At 65.1% G+C, this 14,766-nt stretch carries 13 protein-coding genes; 8 read left to right on the top strand and 5 right to left on the bottom strand.

Annotated elements, in window-relative coordinates:
• From ACIQTS_RS04710 to ACIQTS_RS04700, 3 genes are all read left to right on the top strand, one after another.
• The coding region (locus tag ACIQTS_RS04710) for a hypothetical protein (RefSeq protein WP_402471641.1) at nucleotides 1–774 on the top strand (774 nt) is incomplete at its 5' end.
• A 71-nt stretch (nucleotides 775–845) separates the two neighbouring features.
• The gene (locus ACIQTS_RS04705; protein WP_402471638.1) at nucleotides 846–1,376 is read left to right on the top strand and encodes an ASCH domain-containing protein; all 531 of its coding nucleotides are present in this window, start codon (nucleotides 846–848) and stop codon (nucleotides 1,374–1,376) included.
• 102 nt (nucleotides 1,377–1,478) lie between these two features.
• Nucleotides 1,479–1,775, top strand: coding sequence for an antibiotic biosynthesis monooxygenase family protein (locus tag ACIQTS_RS04700; RefSeq protein WP_402471635.1), 297 nt, complete (start codon nucleotides 1,479–1,481; stop codon nucleotides 1,773–1,775).
• Nucleotides 1,776–1,849: 74 nt separating this feature from the next.
• Here the strand turns inward: ACIQTS_RS04700 and ACIQTS_RS04695 are convergent, their stop codons facing one another.
• Both ACIQTS_RS04695 and ACIQTS_RS04690 read right to left on the bottom strand, forming a co-directional pair.
• Nucleotides 1,850–3,247: an MFS transporter gene (locus ACIQTS_RS04695; protein WP_402471632.1), complete on the bottom strand. Its 1,398-nt coding sequence runs from the start codon at nucleotides 3,245–3,247 to the stop codon at nucleotides 1,850–1,852.
• Nucleotides 3,244–3,678 carry a MarR family winged helix-turn-helix transcriptional regulator gene (locus ACIQTS_RS04690; RefSeq protein WP_402471630.1) on the bottom strand — a complete coding sequence of 145 codons (435 nt, stop codon included), beginning with the start codon at nucleotides 3,676–3,678 and terminating at the stop codon, nucleotides 3,244–3,246. The genes ACIQTS_RS04695 and ACIQTS_RS04690 overlap by 4 nt, the downstream gene beginning before the upstream one ends.
• A gap of 472 nt (nucleotides 3,679–4,150) precedes the next feature.
• Here ACIQTS_RS04690 and ACIQTS_RS04685 point away from each other — a divergent pair, with 472 nt between their 5' ends.
• The 3 genes from ACIQTS_RS04685 (at nucleotide 4,151) to ACIQTS_RS04675 (ending at nucleotide 6,889) form a co-directional block, all read left to right on the top strand.
• On the top strand, nucleotides 4,151–4,801 hold the full coding sequence (locus tag ACIQTS_RS04685; RefSeq protein WP_402471627.1) for a cyclodeaminase/cyclohydrolase family protein: 651 nt from the start codon (nucleotides 4,151–4,153) through the stop codon (nucleotides 4,799–4,801).
• Nucleotides 4,798–5,685: a bifunctional 5,10-methylenetetrahydrofolate dehydrogenase/5,10-methenyltetrahydrofolate cyclohydrolase gene (locus ACIQTS_RS04680; RefSeq protein ID WP_105662325.1), complete on the top strand. Its 888-nt coding sequence runs from the start codon at nucleotides 4,798–4,800 to the stop codon at nucleotides 5,683–5,685. The genes ACIQTS_RS04685 and ACIQTS_RS04680 overlap by 4 nt, the downstream gene beginning before the upstream one ends.
• Before the next feature lie 487 nt (nucleotides 5,686–6,172).
• The gene (locus ACIQTS_RS04675; protein WP_105658915.1) at nucleotides 6,173–6,889 is read left to right on the top strand and encodes an NADPH-dependent F420 reductase; all 717 of its coding nucleotides are present in this window, start codon (nucleotides 6,173–6,175) and stop codon (nucleotides 6,887–6,889) included.
• 181 nt (nucleotides 6,890–7,070) lie between these two features.
• Here ACIQTS_RS04675 and ACIQTS_RS04670 read toward each other — a convergent pair whose 3' ends face one another.
• From ACIQTS_RS04670 to ACIQTS_RS04660, 3 genes are read right to left on the bottom strand one after another with little or no spacing between them, the layout of a single operon-like run.
• Nucleotides 7,071–9,590 carry an FAD-dependent oxidoreductase gene (locus ACIQTS_RS04670; protein ID WP_402471623.1) on the bottom strand — a complete coding sequence of 840 codons (2,520 nt, stop codon included), beginning with the start codon at nucleotides 9,588–9,590 and terminating at the stop codon, nucleotides 7,071–7,073.
• Between the two features lie 42 nt (nucleotides 9,591–9,632).
• A complete protein-coding gene (locus ACIQTS_RS04665; RefSeq protein ID WP_402471620.1) occupies nucleotides 9,633–11,024 on the bottom strand; it encodes a flavin reductase family protein in 1,392 nt (463 codons plus the stop codon).
• Nucleotides 11,021–12,325, bottom strand: coding sequence for an SRPBCC family protein (locus ACIQTS_RS04660; RefSeq protein WP_105658918.1), 1,305 nt, complete (start codon nucleotides 12,323–12,325; stop codon nucleotides 11,021–11,023). Before ACIQTS_RS04660 ends, ACIQTS_RS04665 begins: the two co-directional genes overlap by 4 nt.
• Before the next feature lie 151 nt (nucleotides 12,326–12,476).
• On the opposite strand from ACIQTS_RS04660, the gene ACIQTS_RS04655 reads away from it, so the two are divergent.
• Both ACIQTS_RS04655 and fdhA read left to right on the top strand, forming a co-directional pair.
• Nucleotides 12,477–13,415 carry a LysR family transcriptional regulator gene (locus ACIQTS_RS04655; RefSeq protein WP_400290047.1) on the top strand — a complete coding sequence of 313 codons (939 nt, stop codon included), beginning with the start codon at nucleotides 12,477–12,479 and terminating at the stop codon, nucleotides 13,413–13,415.
• A gap of 128 nt (nucleotides 13,416–13,543) precedes the next feature.
• On the top strand, nucleotides 13,544–14,758 hold the full coding sequence (gene fdhA, locus ACIQTS_RS04650) for a formaldehyde dehydrogenase, glutathione-independent (protein ID WP_133833949.1): 1,215 nt from the start codon (nucleotides 13,544–13,546) through the stop codon (nucleotides 14,756–14,758).
• Nucleotides 14,759–14,766: the final 8 nt, after the last annotated feature.

The following is a 14,766-nucleotide window of genomic DNA, read 5'->3' as shown; positions in this document are numbered from 1 at the left end:
ACTCCGGAACTGACTCCTGAACCAACTCCGGAACTGACTCCTGAACCAACTCCGGAACTGACTCCTGAACCAACTCCGGAACTGACTCCTGAACCAACGGTGGAGCCTACAGTCGAGCCGACTCCTGAACCAACCCCGGAACTGACTCCTGAACCAACCCCGGAACTGACTCCTGAACCAACTCCGGAACTGACTCCTGAACCAACTCCGGAACTGACTCCTGAACCAACTCCGGAACTGACTCCTGAACCAACCCCTGAACCAACCCCTGAACCAACCCCGGAACCAACTCCTGAACCAACTCCTGAACCAACGGTGGAGCCGACCCCAGAACCGACCCCGGAACCAACGGTGGATCCTACGGTGGAGCCTTCAGTCGAGCCGACTGCAGAACCGACCCCGGAGCCGACTGCGGAACCAACCTCGGAACCAACGGTTGAGCCGGAAGACGACCAAGACGGATCTGGATTCCAGGTCATCATGGCACAAGAGGAAGGTGGATTCTTTGCGAATTACACCTTCGATATCAGCGGAGCTTCTGAAAGCGATCCAATAAGTTTCGAGGTGCGGCTCAACTGGCTTTGGGTGGATAACATGACGTACGAGGGGAACTGCGTTCCCTCGAACATGCGAGCTAATTCGTTCAGGCTTAGCTGCGAAGGTCCAGTGACTATAAAGCTGAAGCAGTTCTACCTCCTTGGGGGCCGGACTATTGCATTTGAAAGCCAAGGGAATTCGAAGGTGAAGTTCGAATTCAAGATTCCAGGACTCTAGGCGCAGCCCAACCGTCCTCCCATAGCCATTCCAGGGCCATGCGGAATCTGCGTCGCGGCTAGGATCGTTCCATGACTGAAAAATCACTTCCAGTGTTGCCGCCTATCAATGCAGAAGCTGCTGAACAGATGTGGTCTGCGTACCTGGAGAGCAAAGGGATTCCGCGGACCAAGGCGCCGCATCATGTCGCCGAATCGTTCGGTGATCATCCTGCGCTTGCCGATGAGCTTCTGGAAGAAATGCTGCACGGAACCAAGCGAGCGACTTCATCTCTGGCTAGCGATTATGCCTATTACGACGAACGTGTCCCGCAACCTGAAGACCACTGCATTGTCTGCGATGGACAAGGGCAGCCGCGAGCAATTTTGCGAGTACTTTCCGTCGAGCGCTCCTCGTTCTTCGAGGTAGACGCGCAGTTTGCCGCGGCCGAGGGCGAAGGGGATCTCTCGCTGGAATACTGGCGCGCAGAACATGAAAAATTCTGGCGCCGTACCCAGAAGTCCATAGGAATCGACTGGAACCCTGAAGACACCGCCAACGCCGGGGGAGAGCTGGTCTTGGAACGCTTTGAAATTTGCTGGCCACAGGAGCATGCCGACTAGCCGGTCGAACTTCGTCACGCTGGCCTGCGGTCGAGAACGCGCGGGCGTAGGGTGGAGACAGAGGGTTTCCCGTGAAAGAAGCCCGGAAAAGAAAGGTTGAACATGTCGATTGTCGTCATCAATGCCCTATCGGTTCCCGGCGAAGCTGGACCGGAACTGGAGAAGCGTTTTGCTGCTCGCAAGCATTCGGTGGATTCCTCACCGGGGTTCGAAGGGTTCAAGTTGCTGCGTCCGGTCAATGGTGGAGACAAGTACTTCGTGTACACCCAGTGGGCAACCCGCGAGGACTTCGAGAACTGGCGTACCCAGCGCTCTGATGCGGCCCATGCTGGCAGCGATGCCAAGAAGCCAGTGGCCAGCGGCGCTGAACTTCTCGAATTCGAGATCGTCGAATTCTAGGCGCAGCAGCCTGCGGGCAACGTCCCGATGCCTTCGTGGTATCGGGGCGTTATCTGCATCCAGGACCTTTTCGCCTACCTGCGTCCCTTGAACTTGCGCCGTGCCGAATCGGCCAGCAACGCAGCACCCAAAGCGATGCAAAGCAGTGCGCCAATCAAGAAGGTCATGTCGATGCCTTCCGGGCTGGCCTCGCCATTGAGCCCGGGGTGGGTGGCGATAATGGCCGCGGAAATCGCCGTGCCGAAGGAAGAACCTACAGTACGCAGCACCTGGTTGAAACTTACCGAGCTGCCTAGCTCCTTGGTCGCTACGCTGCGGGCGATCAATGCTGGCATGGCCGCATAGCTTGCGCCCATGCCGATGCCGAAGACCAGCATGCTCAGCAAGATCTCCCAGAGCGCCGAGTGGAGCAGCCAGAGCATGGTGCCTGCTGCGGCCATGATGATCGCTCCAATGGGCAGCATGACCTGGATGCCAACGCGTTTGGCAAGTATGCGCACCACGCGGTTGGCAGCCAAGCTGCCTACCGAGAGCGGGAAGATGACGATTCCTGCCCAGAAGACCGGCAGGCTCAGCCCGTAGCCCGTTGCCGAGTCTGCCTGGGCTACCAGTGATGATACGGACATGCCGATATACAGTGCGGCGCCCAGGGCGATGGCCGAGATATTAGCCAAGAGGACTTCGCCCTGCTTGAGCGTGCGCAGATTAATCAGCGGGTGGCCAAGGCTGTTTTCCACCCTCACCCAGATGATCAGCACGATTACCGAGAAAGCGCCCAAAGCAAGGGTGGCAGGTGAAGCCCAGCCCCACTTGGGCCCCTCGGATATGGCCAGCAGCAGGCAGGTGAGCCCCAGAGCCAGCAAGCCGGAGCCGGTGTAGTCGAAGGGGCGTTGCTCGGCCTGGGTATCGGGGCCTGCCGGAACAACTTTCCACACCACGCAGAGGGTGGCCAGCACGAAAAGCGCACCGAACCAGAAAGCGTAGGAGTAGTCGAAAATGCCAGCGATGATGCCGGTCAATGGGTAGCCGATGCCGATTCCGGAAGCAACCGTCACGGACAAGGTGGAGATGGTGTTCTGCACGTGCTCGGCCGCTACATAGCGCCTGGCGATGGCGATGGTGACTGGAACAATGCCGTAGGACAATCCCTGGAGCACGCGTCCGGCAAGGAACACGCCAAAGCTCGGTGCGGACGCTGCCATGACAGAGCCCAGGAGCATGGCCGCCAGCGAGACGAGCAGCAGCCGCTTCTTATGCGGTCCATCGCTGAGGCGTCCCATGATGGGTGTTGCCACGGCGCCGGCCAGGAGATTCACGGTGAGCATCCACTGGGCGGCGGCAATATCGACATTGAACCGCAAGGAAATCGAGGGGACCAGCAGCATGCCCAGCGAGGAGACGATTGCCGTGGCCAGCGCGGCGAAGACCAGCGTGGGCACCAGCGGGCTCTGGCTGGGTGCGTTGCGGCTCATGGGCGGACCGCGGTATTGATTTTCTTGAGCGCAGGCAAGGCGGAGCGGATCAGGGAACGGTCCTCATCGCTCAGGTTCTCGCCCATGGCTTGGAGCAGCGCGGTCCGGCCGAGCAGGATTTCCTGGTCCAGCTTTTGGCGGCCGGCATCGGTGAGCTGGAACCAGAGCTTGCGGCGGTCGGCCTCATCCCGGTGCCGCTCGATCAGTCCTAGGCCTTCCAATTCCTTGGTCGTCAGCGAGATGGCTTGCTGGCTGACCCCGATGGCCTGGCTCATCCGGGCGGCGCTGGCCCGGCCTTCGGTGGCCAAGGTGTGCAGGATTCCCAGTTTGCCCGGGGAGATGGATCGTGCCGTGCGTATCAGGCTCAGCAATGGCGAAAGCACCTCGTGCATTTGCTGGGGAAGGTCTGCGGGCTCGGGATCAATTTCCATAGCTATAGAATATAATTAACTTGTACAAGCTTCTTGTGGAATGCTCGTGAGGCTGCACACTGCCCCGATCCATCGGGCGCGAGAAGGCGGTACTCGCTCGCTTGGCCCCGCGGTCCGCGGGCATGTCGCCGCAGCAAGTGGTTGTCGCTGTGGTGCGCTCCTGATGGATTCCGGCTCGTGCCGCGCACCCCTGGCCCTGAGCCGGGACCGCGTGTGCGCCGCAGGGAAAATGCCTTCCGGACCCTGTTGGCCGGCATGTGCAAGACCTGGATGGACTAGCGGGGGATCCGGTCGCGTGGCGCTTGGATGCCGGGGGTGTTCCGGGCGCCAGAAAACCCTTGACCGGCGTTCGGTAGGTGCTCTAGGCTTCAAGATAACCTGATATACCAGTCGGATACTAAGGGGTTCCGGCGGCCTGGACCGTGGTCCTGCGCGCCGGAAATCCCGCCGAACGGTGCAGGGATCAACTTCCATGCGTCCCGAACGAGGGGAAACCCCATTGATCTCCAATGAAACTGTCAGCAGCTACCTTGAGCGGCTTGCCTCGGGCGCCCCGACGCCAGGAGGGGGCGCGGCCGCGGGCCTGCATGCGGCGCAGGCCGCGGCATTGGTGTCCATGGTTGCCGAATTCACTTCCGGACCGCGGTACGCGGACGTCCAGGAGCAGGCCCAGCAGATTTCCGAGCATGCCCGGCTGCTGATGCGCCAGGGGCTCTTCGCCGCTCAGGAAGACGAAAGGCTGTTCGGCGCCCTGGGTGCCGCGTACAAGCTGCCCAAGGAAAGCAGCGAGCAGAAGTCGGAGCGCAGCGCGGCCATTCAAAACGCCACCATCGCCGCCGCCGCACCGCTGGTCTCTACCGTCGAGGCCTCCATTGAGGTCATCAAGCTGGGCCAGCGCCTGCTGCCCATTGGCAACCGATCGGTTCTCAGCGACGTGGTCGCCGCGGCCGAAGCTGCCCGGGCGGCCTTGGCTACCGCGCTGGCCACCCTGGAAATGAACATCTGCTCAATCAAGGACATCGCCCAGCGCGACCGGCTGGTCCAGACCGCCAGCCAGGCCAGCGAGGCGATCGCCCACGCCGAAGAGCTCAGCGCGCACGCCCGTGCGGTGGTGGCAGCATGACGGCACGCAATCTAGCCGGGCAGCCGGTGGCTGAAGCGATCCGCGCCCGCACCGCAGAACTGGTGGTGCGCATGGCCAGCGAGGGCACCAGTGTCCGGATCGCGGTCGTGCTGGCCACGGATAACGAGGCCACCGCCTGGTATGTGCGCTCGATCGAACGGGCCGCCGCGCAGCTCGGGGTGGACTGCCAGGTCGTGGACCTGACCGGGTCCGGCCAGGAGCAGCTGTCCGAAGCGATCACCGCCTTGAACGAGGACAGTTCGGTGCACGGAATCATCTTGCAGACCCCGTTGCCGCCAGGGGTGGATGCCGCGGCGCTGGTGGCGCTGATCGACCCGGCCAAGGACATTGACGGGGCCAATCCGCTGAGCCTGGGACGGCTCAGTGTCGGCCAGCCGGCCTTCGCCCCGGCTACCGCACGCTCGGTCATCGAGATCCTGGAGCACTACCGGATCCCGCTGCCCGGGCAGCATGTCGCGGTGGTCGGACGCTCTGCGGTGGTGGGCAAGCCGTTGGCCCAGCTGCTGCTGCAGCGCGATGCCACGGTGAGCATCTGCCATTCGAGGACCGTCGATCTGGCCCAGTTAACGAAGTCCGCCGCGGTGGTCGTCATGGCCGTGGGCAAGGCGAACCTGCTTACCGGCAGTGAGGTGGATGAAACCTCCGTGGTGATCGATGTCGGAACCAATGTCAACGCTGAAGGCAAGCTGGTGGGGGACGTCCATGCGGCATCGGTGCGCCCGCTGGTGCGGGCCCTGAGCCCGGTTCCGGGGGGCGTGGGCACGGTAACCACGGCGTTGCTGGTCCTTCATGCCGCGCAAGCCGCGGAGGCAAGCCTGCAGGCGGCCCCGGCGAAGGGAGCGCGCATGGCCGGACGCCGGTAGCTGGCTGGCCGGTGTTCCGGGTTCCGCTGCGGGCAAGCCAGCGTGCAGCGGAACCCGGAATGCCGGAACCGCAATTGCCATGGCGAAGCGAATTACGTGCACAGTGCACGCCGGAGGGGAACATGAACTGGGATCTGCCGCCGACCAGATGCACCACGTACCGCCGCCGCATCATCGATTGGGAGGTTGATGATGCGGTGGCTTTCTGCTGCCCGCCGGTTTTAGTTCGCCCGGGTTAATGCCGCTGGCCTGGCGATTTCTCCCCGGGCTCCCTTGCGTCTACCTTCGCTCGGAAACGGGCGCCAGGGCGTTCAAGGCCGCCTCGGATGCGGCCCCGCTGGGCGCGTTGCCGCGCAAGCACTGGATAGCTTCGCCAGTATGTCACGTAGGGAATTTTGGTGCCCGGAAGGCAGTTCAACCAAAGGGGATAGCTGCTGCGAAGAGCGGCAGGCACCCGCAATGCCGGACTTTGCTGAAGGGAAATGGAATGCCAACGCTGGGAATCATCGGAAGCGGGAATATCGGATCTGCAATCGCCCGATTGGCCGTTGCCGCGAATGTGAACGTGGTGATTGCGAATTCCCGCGGAGTCCAATCGCTGCAGGAACTCGTGGCCGAGCTGGGGCCGCTGGCCGCAGCCGGCACGGTTCAAGAGGTGGCCGAAGCGGGCGAAGCCGTGGTGCTGTCCATTCCGCTCGCTGCGGTACGTGAGCTGCCAGCCGGGTTGCTGCGCGGCAAGACAGTGCTGGACACCAGCAACTACTATCCATCCAGGGATGCACGCATTGCCGAACTCGACAGCGGGACGATGACGACCAGCGAACTGGTGGCGAGCTGGCTCGATGGTGCTCGCTATGTCAAAGCCTTCGGCAACATCCTGGCCCACCACATTCCGCTGCTGGCCCGTCCCGCCGAGGCTGCTGGCCGCTCTGCGCTTCCCATTGCCTCCGATGATTCCCAAGCGAAGGAGCAAGCAGCGGCAATCATCGAACGCCTCGGCTTCGATACGCTGGACGCGGGCGCGCTCGCGGAAACGTGGAAATTCGAGCCCGAATCCGCCGGATATACGCGCATCTACCTGGCGGATTCCACGACCCCGGATGACCAGCTGCTTTCCTCGATTCCAGCGCCAACACCAGCGGACCAGGTCAAGGCAGCACTGGATTCTGCGGCTCGCGTGAATGTTGCCGAACGCGCCTTCTGAGCGGCCCGTTGCCCTCCAGCGGAAGGCCATCCGCGGCCGCTATCGGCAGGGCACCCCTATTAAGAGGCATGAATGCATGGCGTACCGCCTCGGCGTGCAGGCAGCCACGCAGGTTAACGACGACAGGCCGGGCACCGCTCGCATGAGCGGTGCCCGGCCCCGGGTCACTTGCGTCTGGCCGCTAGCTGGCCGAAGTAGCCAGCGAAACTCCGCGCAAGCGGTCCATCTGCGGATCGTACAGCGGATCATCGACCACGGTGGCGGCAATCTGCTTGCCGAAGTACTCGATCGCCACCGGGTCACCGGTTTCCACCGAGATCGGCAGCCACGCGTAGGCGATCGGCTTGCGGACCGTGTATCCGTAGGCGGCGCTGGTGACGTAGCCGGAAGGCTTGCCATCCACGTAGACCGGTTCCTTGCCCAGGACCATGGACACGCCATCATCCACGGTCAGGCAGCGCAGGCGCTTGGTGGCCGCCGCGGCACGTTCGGCCAGCGCCGACTTGCCCACGAAGTCCGCGGTCTTGGCGGCCTTCACCGCGAAGCCCAAACCGGCCTGTTCCGGTTCGTGCTCGCTGGTCATATCGGTGCCGAAGGAACGGAAGCCCTTCTCCAGTCGCATGGAGTTGAACGCCTCGCGCCCGCCGGCAATGATGCCGTGCTCCTGCCCGGCTTCGAAGATCGCATCCCAGAGCTTGGCGCTGACATCCGCCGAGGCGTAGAGCTCCCAGCCGAATTCGCCCACGTAGGACAGGCGCATCGCGGTGACCGGGATGCCGGCGATGGAGATCTGCTTGGTGCGGAAGTACTTCAGCCCCTCGTTGCCCATATCATCGTCGCTGATCTTGGCCATGACCTGTGGAGCCAGCGGGCCCCACAGGCCGATGCAGGAAGTCCCGGCGGTGATATCGCGAACTGCCACCCACTGGCCCGGGTTGGCCTCATTGAACTTGCGCGCTTCGCGGTCCAGGTAGGCGACATCCACGTTGGAGTTGATGCCGGCCTGGTAGACCTGCTCGGAGAGCCGGGCCACAGTGATGTCGCTGGTGATGCCGCCGGCATGGTCCAGCAGCAGGGTGTAGCTGACCATGCCCGGGGCACGCAGCATATTCGCCGTGGTCAAGCCCTGGAGCATCGGCCCGGCACCGGGGCCGGTGACTTCCACGCGCTTGAGCGGGGTCATGTCGAACATGGCCACCGCGGTGCGGGTCTTCCAGGCTTCCACCGCGGCAATCGGCGAGTGGAACTTGCTTGACCAGCTGTCGCGCTCCGGGGCCGCCCACTCCGCCGGCAATTCATCGAGCAGCGCGGCGTTGGCCTCGTACCAGTGCGGGCGCTCCCAGCCGGTGCCCTCCAGGAAGAAGGCGCCCAGCTTCTGCTGGCGGGAGTAGAACGGGCTGGTGCGCACGGCGCGGGGCTTGGTGCGCGGTTCCAGCGGGTGGCGGACATCGTAGATTTCCACGAAGTTCTGCTGCGAGGTCTCGCTGACGTACTCCCTGGTGGTTTGCACGTCCTCGAAGCGGTTCAGGTCGCAATCGCTCAGGTCCGTCGTGGAGGTGCCGGTGGTGATCAGCTCGGCCACGGCCTTGGCGATGCCCGGCGCGTGGGTGACCCACACGGCCTCGGCCGCGTAGAAGCCGTCCACTTCCCTGGACTGGCCTACCAGCGAGCCGCCGTCCGGGGTGAAGGAGAAGACGCCGTTGAAGCCGCGCTGGATCCGGGTATTGCGCAGATCCGGCAGCAGCTCCTGGCTGGCTTCCCATTCGGCGGCGAAGTCCTGCGGGGTGAAGTCCAGCGAGGAAGGCATCCGCTCGTGGGTGATCTCTTCCGGGCGGTAGGCCTGCAGGGTGTCCAGATCCACCGGCATCGGGCGGTGGGCGTAGGAGCCGATGCCGATGCGATCTCCCCACTCGCGGTAGTAGAGGTCGCGGTCCTGGTAGCGCAGGATCGGGCGGCTGGCACCGGCCGGCAGCTCGTTGACTCCGGCCAGCGACGGCGCCGGGGTGCTCCAGGCGAACTGGTGGCCCAGCGGCAGCAGCGGGATCGAGGTGCCCACCATCCTGCCGATATTCGGTCCCCAGAAGCCTGCGCAGGAGACCACGATGTCCGCTGCGAAGCGCTCCTCGCCGCAGATGACCGCGGCGACCTTGCCGCCGGAGACCTCGATATCGGTGACGATGGTGCGGTCGCGGAACTCGACTCCCGCGGCCTTGGCGCGTTCCATGACCAGCGCGGTGCCCTTGGCGGCCAGGGCCAGCCCGTCGCCCGGGGTGAACAGGCCGCCCAGGACCTTCTCCGGGTTGAGCATCGGGAACTTCGCCAGGCAGGCGGCGGCGTCGATGACTTCGGCGTCGACCCCGTAGGAGCGGTTCCAGCCGGCACGGCGATGCAGGTCGGCCAGGCGCTCATCGGTGGTGGCGATTTCCAGCCCGCCCACCGGAAGGAAGGAACCGCGCCCGTCGGCGCCCACCAGGCCGGTGAGCTTCTCGATGGTGTACTGCGCGAATTCGGTCATGGACTTGGACGGGTTGGACGAGAAGACCAGGCCCGGGGCGTGCGAGGTGGAGCCGCCGGGAAGATCCAGCGGACCTTGCTCGATGACCAGGGTATTGGTGTGGCCCAGCGCGGCCAGTTCGTCTGCGAGGTTGGCGCCGACGATGCCGGCGCCGATGATGAGGATCCGAGGGGAAAGACGGGACATGGGGACTCCTTGAAAGCTGATGGTGTGGTGGTGGCCGGCGCGCTAGGCGTCGATGACCAGGTCCGATTGGGCGGTGGAGCAGCAGGGCAGGAATTTCCCGGCCGCGATTTCACGGGCGCGGATGCCGCCCTGGTGGTTCATCGCCACCTCGCCTTCGAGCTTGACGACCTTGCACGAGCCGCACATGCCCTCCTGGCAGTTGGCGCCGATGCGCACCCCGGCCCGCTGGGCGACACCCAGGATGTGCTCCTGGGAACTGATCCGGACATTCACCGCGGTGCGCAGGAAGGTCATGGTCAGCTCGCCTTCGCCCACGGTGGGGAAGGAAGCGGTATCCGGCGGGTCCTGCGCGGGAACCAGCGGTGAGGCCGGCGGCAGCGGGGCATTGGAATCGACCGCCACCAGCTTCTGGCCGCTGGCATCGATGGTGCCGCTCTGGTCGTACTCCGGTTCGTACATCCCCAGCTCCGGCGGCTGGCTCTCGTAGAACTCCTCCACGGATTCGGCCACCTCCTCGGCGATGGACCCGGCCAGGGCGATTTCCTCCTGGTATTCGAGCAGCGTCTTGCGGTCCCCGGAGAAGAACTCCATGAACACCGAGGTGTCATCCACCCCGGCCTCGCGCAGCAATTGGGTGGCCGAATTCAGGTAGCCTTCCGGCCCGCAGGCGAACACCTTGCGGCCATTGGCATCCGGGGCCACCGCATCGATCATTGCCGTGGTCAGCCGCCCGGCAAAGCCCTTCCAGCTCTTGGGCTTGGCCCGGTCGCCCAGCGAGTAGAACACCTTGATCCGCGAATCGACCTGCGCGATGTATTCCAGCTCGGGCCAGAAGGCGAAGTCCCCGGGCACGGTGCCGTGGCAGAGCACCACCACATCGGCCTGGCCGGGCAGCGAGTGGATGGTGCGCACCATCGACATGATCGGGGTGATCCCGGCTCCGGCCGCAAGGAACAGGTAGCGGGCGCGCCGGTCGGAATCGCCCAGGTGGAAGGCGCCCACCGGGCCGAGCATCTCCAGCACCATGCCGGGGCGCAGGTTCTCATGCGCCCAGGAGGAGACCAGGCCCTTGGGATCGCGCTTGATGCTGACATTGAAGGTCCAGGGCACGGTGGGCGCGCTGGAAATCGAGTAGCTGCGGTCCACCGGGTCCTGGTCTTCGCCATGCACCGGGAAGGCGATGTTCAGGTACTGCCCGGCGCGGAAGGCCAGCGGGGCGCCGTCGGCGCGGCGGAAGACGAAGGTCATCAGCCCGCCGGCTTCCTCGATGGTCTGCACGCATTCGGCCAGGAACTCCTGGGGGTGCCAGGGTCCCAGCGCGCGGGCCGCGCTCGCCGGGCCTTCCTGGGAACTGAGGACCCGGTTCCACGGCATTTCCAGCCCGCGGATGCGCTGGGCCGCTACGCTCGATGCCAGCTGGGCGCCTGCGCTCATGCCAGGTGCTCCAGCACGCGCTGGGTGTACCAGTTGATGAACGCCTCGACCTGGTATTCGCTCTTCATGTACGGGCCCGGCTGGTAGGCGGGGCTGGCTGCGCCCTTCTGGCACAGCTCGACAAAGGCCTTGTCCTGCAGGTTGGTCTGCTTCCAGGTGTGGGTGAGCTTCTCCAGATCGTAGTCGTCTCCTTCGACCGCGTCATCGGCCACCAGCCAGGTGGTGCGCACCAGGGTCTGGTGCTCGTTGATCGGGAAGGCGGCGAAGGTGATCACGTGGTCGGACTGGAAATGGAACCAGCTGTTGGGCTGCAGGTGCATGGAGCAGCGGCCCAGCCGGAAGTCGCGCAGCTCGCCGAGCAGCTTCTTGGACAGGCGGTGCCCGTCGGCGGAGAAGGATTCCCCGTCGCCGTCCAGGGATTCGCGGGAGATGCGGATGCCGGCGATGCGGGTGTCCAGCTGCTCCACGACCTCGTAGGGCAATCCGTAGCGGCGGCAGCGTTCCTCCAGGGCCGCCTGGGCTTGCTGGTTGCGTTCCCATACCTCTTCCAGGTGCGGCGGAACGGTGTCGTCGCTCAGCCCCCAGGTGGGGAACAGCGAGCAGGCCAGCTCGGGGTGCCCGTCGCAGTGGTAGCACTCGCGGTTGTTCTCCATCACCAGCTTCCAGTTGCCCTCCTCGATGATGTCCTGCTGGTAGGCGACCTTGGCGCGGGCGATATCGTGCGGGGCCAGGTAGGGCTCGAAGATGCCGGCGACCTCGTCGAAGTCCGCCGGCGGGTCCTGGGCCAGGGAAACGAAGACCAGCCCGGCATGGACCCGGCCGTGGGCGCGCTTGAGCGCGAAGCAGCTCTTGTCGAACTTGCCTTCGCCCGGGGCGGAGGCGTGGATCAGGTCCCCTTCGGGGGAGTAGGTCCACGAGTGGTAGCCGCAGACCAGGTTCCCGGTGCTGCCCGAAGCTTCGGTGAGCACGCGGGCGCCGCGGTGCCGGCAGACGTTGTGCAGCACGTTGACCCCGCCCTCCTCGGTGCGCAGCACGATCAGCGAATGCGGACCGTAGTCCACGGTCACGTAGTCCCCGGGCTCGGGGATCTCGGCAATGCTCGCGGCGAACAGCCAGTGGGTCCCGAAGATGGCCTGCATTTCGACATCGAATACTGAGGGGTCGGTGTACAGCGGGGCTTCGAGCGAGTAGCCCTTGCGCCGGTTGCGGAAGAGTTCGGTGATCTCGGCGAGCTGTTCTTGGTTCACCGACGTAGCGAGCTTCCCACGCGTAGTGCGCGGTGCGCTTACCGAAGCGGTCATCTGTTACTCCTTGGAACACGACGCGGCTGGCGTCCTCGGGCTGTGGTTGCGCGGGCCGATGTGAGGCCGGTCACCGCATGAATCGAGACTAGGAAGAAATAGTCGGCAAGAAAAGCGCAAGAAATTGAACGGAACCGTGCACAATTGGTGCATGATCGATCCACGCTTCGCCACCCTGCGGGTCTTCTCCTCCACGGGCTCGGTAGCGCGCACCGCGGAACTGACCGGCTATTCGGCCTCGGCGGTCTCCGCGCAGCTGCGCGAACTGCAGCGCACCCTGGGCATCAAGCTGATCACCAAGGAGGGCCGCGGGGTGCGGCTGACCTCCGCGGGCCGGCATTTCGTTGCGGGCCTGGACGGGATTGTGACGCAATGGGAGCTGCTCGCGGCGTCCGCGCGCAACGCCTCCGGGCAGGTGCAGGGGCAGTTCGGCCTGGGCGGTTTCTCCACCGCTGCCGCGCAGCTGCTTGCCCCGCTGGCCGCGAACCTGCGAGCCACTCGGCCCGATACCGAAGTGCAGCTGATCGAAGCGCAGCCGCAGCGCTGCCTGGACTTGCTGCTCGCGGAGCGGATCGACCTGGCCGTGATCGTGGCCAGCCAGACGTCCGCGGGTTCTGCCGCCAGGGACCGGTTCGAGCAGACCGTGCTGCTCGATGACCCGCTGGATGTGGTGCTGCCCGCCACGCACCGGCTGGCGCAGCACAAGTCCGTGGCCCTGGAGGACCTGGCCGATGACCCGTGGATCTCCGAATCCGGGCAGTCGGTCTACCGGGCGCTGTTCGTTGCCGCCTTCACTTCGCTGGGGGTCACCCCGCACATCGCCCACGAGGCGGTGGAGTGGGAAACCATGATCGCGTTCATCGGGGCGGGCCTGGGCGTGGGGCTGCTGCCCCGGCTGGCCACCCTGGGCGATGCGCAGAACGTGGTGCGCCGCCGGATTTCCGGGGCGGCCAAGCCCTCGCGGCGCATCGTGGCGGTGACCCGCAAGGGTAGCCGCGGCTCGCCGCTGATCGAGGAATCCCTGGATATCCTGCAGCGCACCGCCAAGGACATCATTTCCCTGCGCTCGGCCGAGGAACTGGACGGGTAGCCGGCCGCTGGCGGGCTGCCGGACCCGGCGGATTTCAGGCCGGGCTATTGACATGGATCACATCCAGTGGTCAGACTTGGGCACATCCGATTTGGTATCCAACTGATATTTCAAGGAAGTGGTCCGCTATGGGCAACTTGGCAGTAAGCTACGCCGGGGCAGGCAAGGTCGAGCTGATCGACACCCCGTACCCCGAATTCGAATTGAAGGACGGGCCCGGGGTCCACCCGGCAAACGTCGGGCGGCAGGTGCACCACGGGGTCATCCTGCGCACCATCGCCACCAACATCTGCGGTTCGGACCAGCACATGGTCCGCGGCCGCACCACCGCGCCCGTCGGGTTGGTGCTGGGCCACGAGATCACCGGCGAAGTGGTGGAAGTAGGCCGCGATGTGGAATTCCTCAAGGTCGGCGACGTCGTCTCGGTGCCCTTCAACATCTCCTGCGGCCGCTGCCGCAACTGCAAGGTCGGGCAAACCGGCATCTGCCTGAACGTCAATCCCGACCGCCCCGGTTCCGCCTACGGCTACGTGGACATGGGCGGCTGGGTGGGTGGCCAGGCCGAATACGTGCTGGTGCCCTACGCTGACTGGAACGCCCTGAAATTCCCCGACCGCGACCAGGCCATGGAGAAGATCCTGGACCTGGCCATGCTCTCGGACATCTTCCCGACCGGCTACCACGGAGCCATCGGCGCCGGGGTCACCGTCGGCTCCACCGTCTATGTCGCCGGCGCCGGCCCGGTGGGCCTGGCCGCGGCCACCTCCGCGCAGCTGCTGGGTGCGGCCACCGTGATTGTCGGGGACCTGAACGCCGACCGGCTGGCCCAGGCGCGCAGCTTCGGCTGCGAGACCGTGGACGTCTCGCAGGGCGACCCGGCCGAGCAGATCGCCCAGATCCTGGGCGTGCCCGAGGTCGACTGCGGCATCGACGCGGTGGGCTTCGAGGCGCGCGGGCACGGGCACGACGCTGGCAAGGAGCAGCCTGCCACGGTGCTCAATTCGCTGATGGAAATCACCCGTGCCGGCGGCAGCCTGGGCATCCCGGGACTCTATGTCACCGGGGATCCGGGCGCCGAGGACGAAGCGGCCAAGGTCGGTTCGCTGTCCATGCGCTTCGGCTTGGGCTTCGCCAAGTCCCACACCTTCGTCACGGGCCAGTGCCCGGTGATGAAGTACCACCGCGGGCTGATGCAGGCGATCCTCTCGGACAAGGTCTCGATTGCCAAGAACGTCAACGCCACGGCCATTGGCTTGGACCGGGCCCCGCAGGGCTACGCGGCCTTCGACGAAGGCGCCGCGCAGAAGTTCGTGCTCGACCCGCACGGGCTGATCAGCGCCTGATCCGCGCT

The organism is Glutamicibacter sp. NPDC090743 (assembly GCF_044769125.1).
Taxonomy (GTDB): Bacteria; Actinomycetota; Actinomycetes; order Actinomycetales; family Micrococcaceae; genus Glutamicibacter.
Note: the sequence above shows the minus strand (reverse complement) of the source record. Positions and strands in the feature narration are given on the sequence as shown.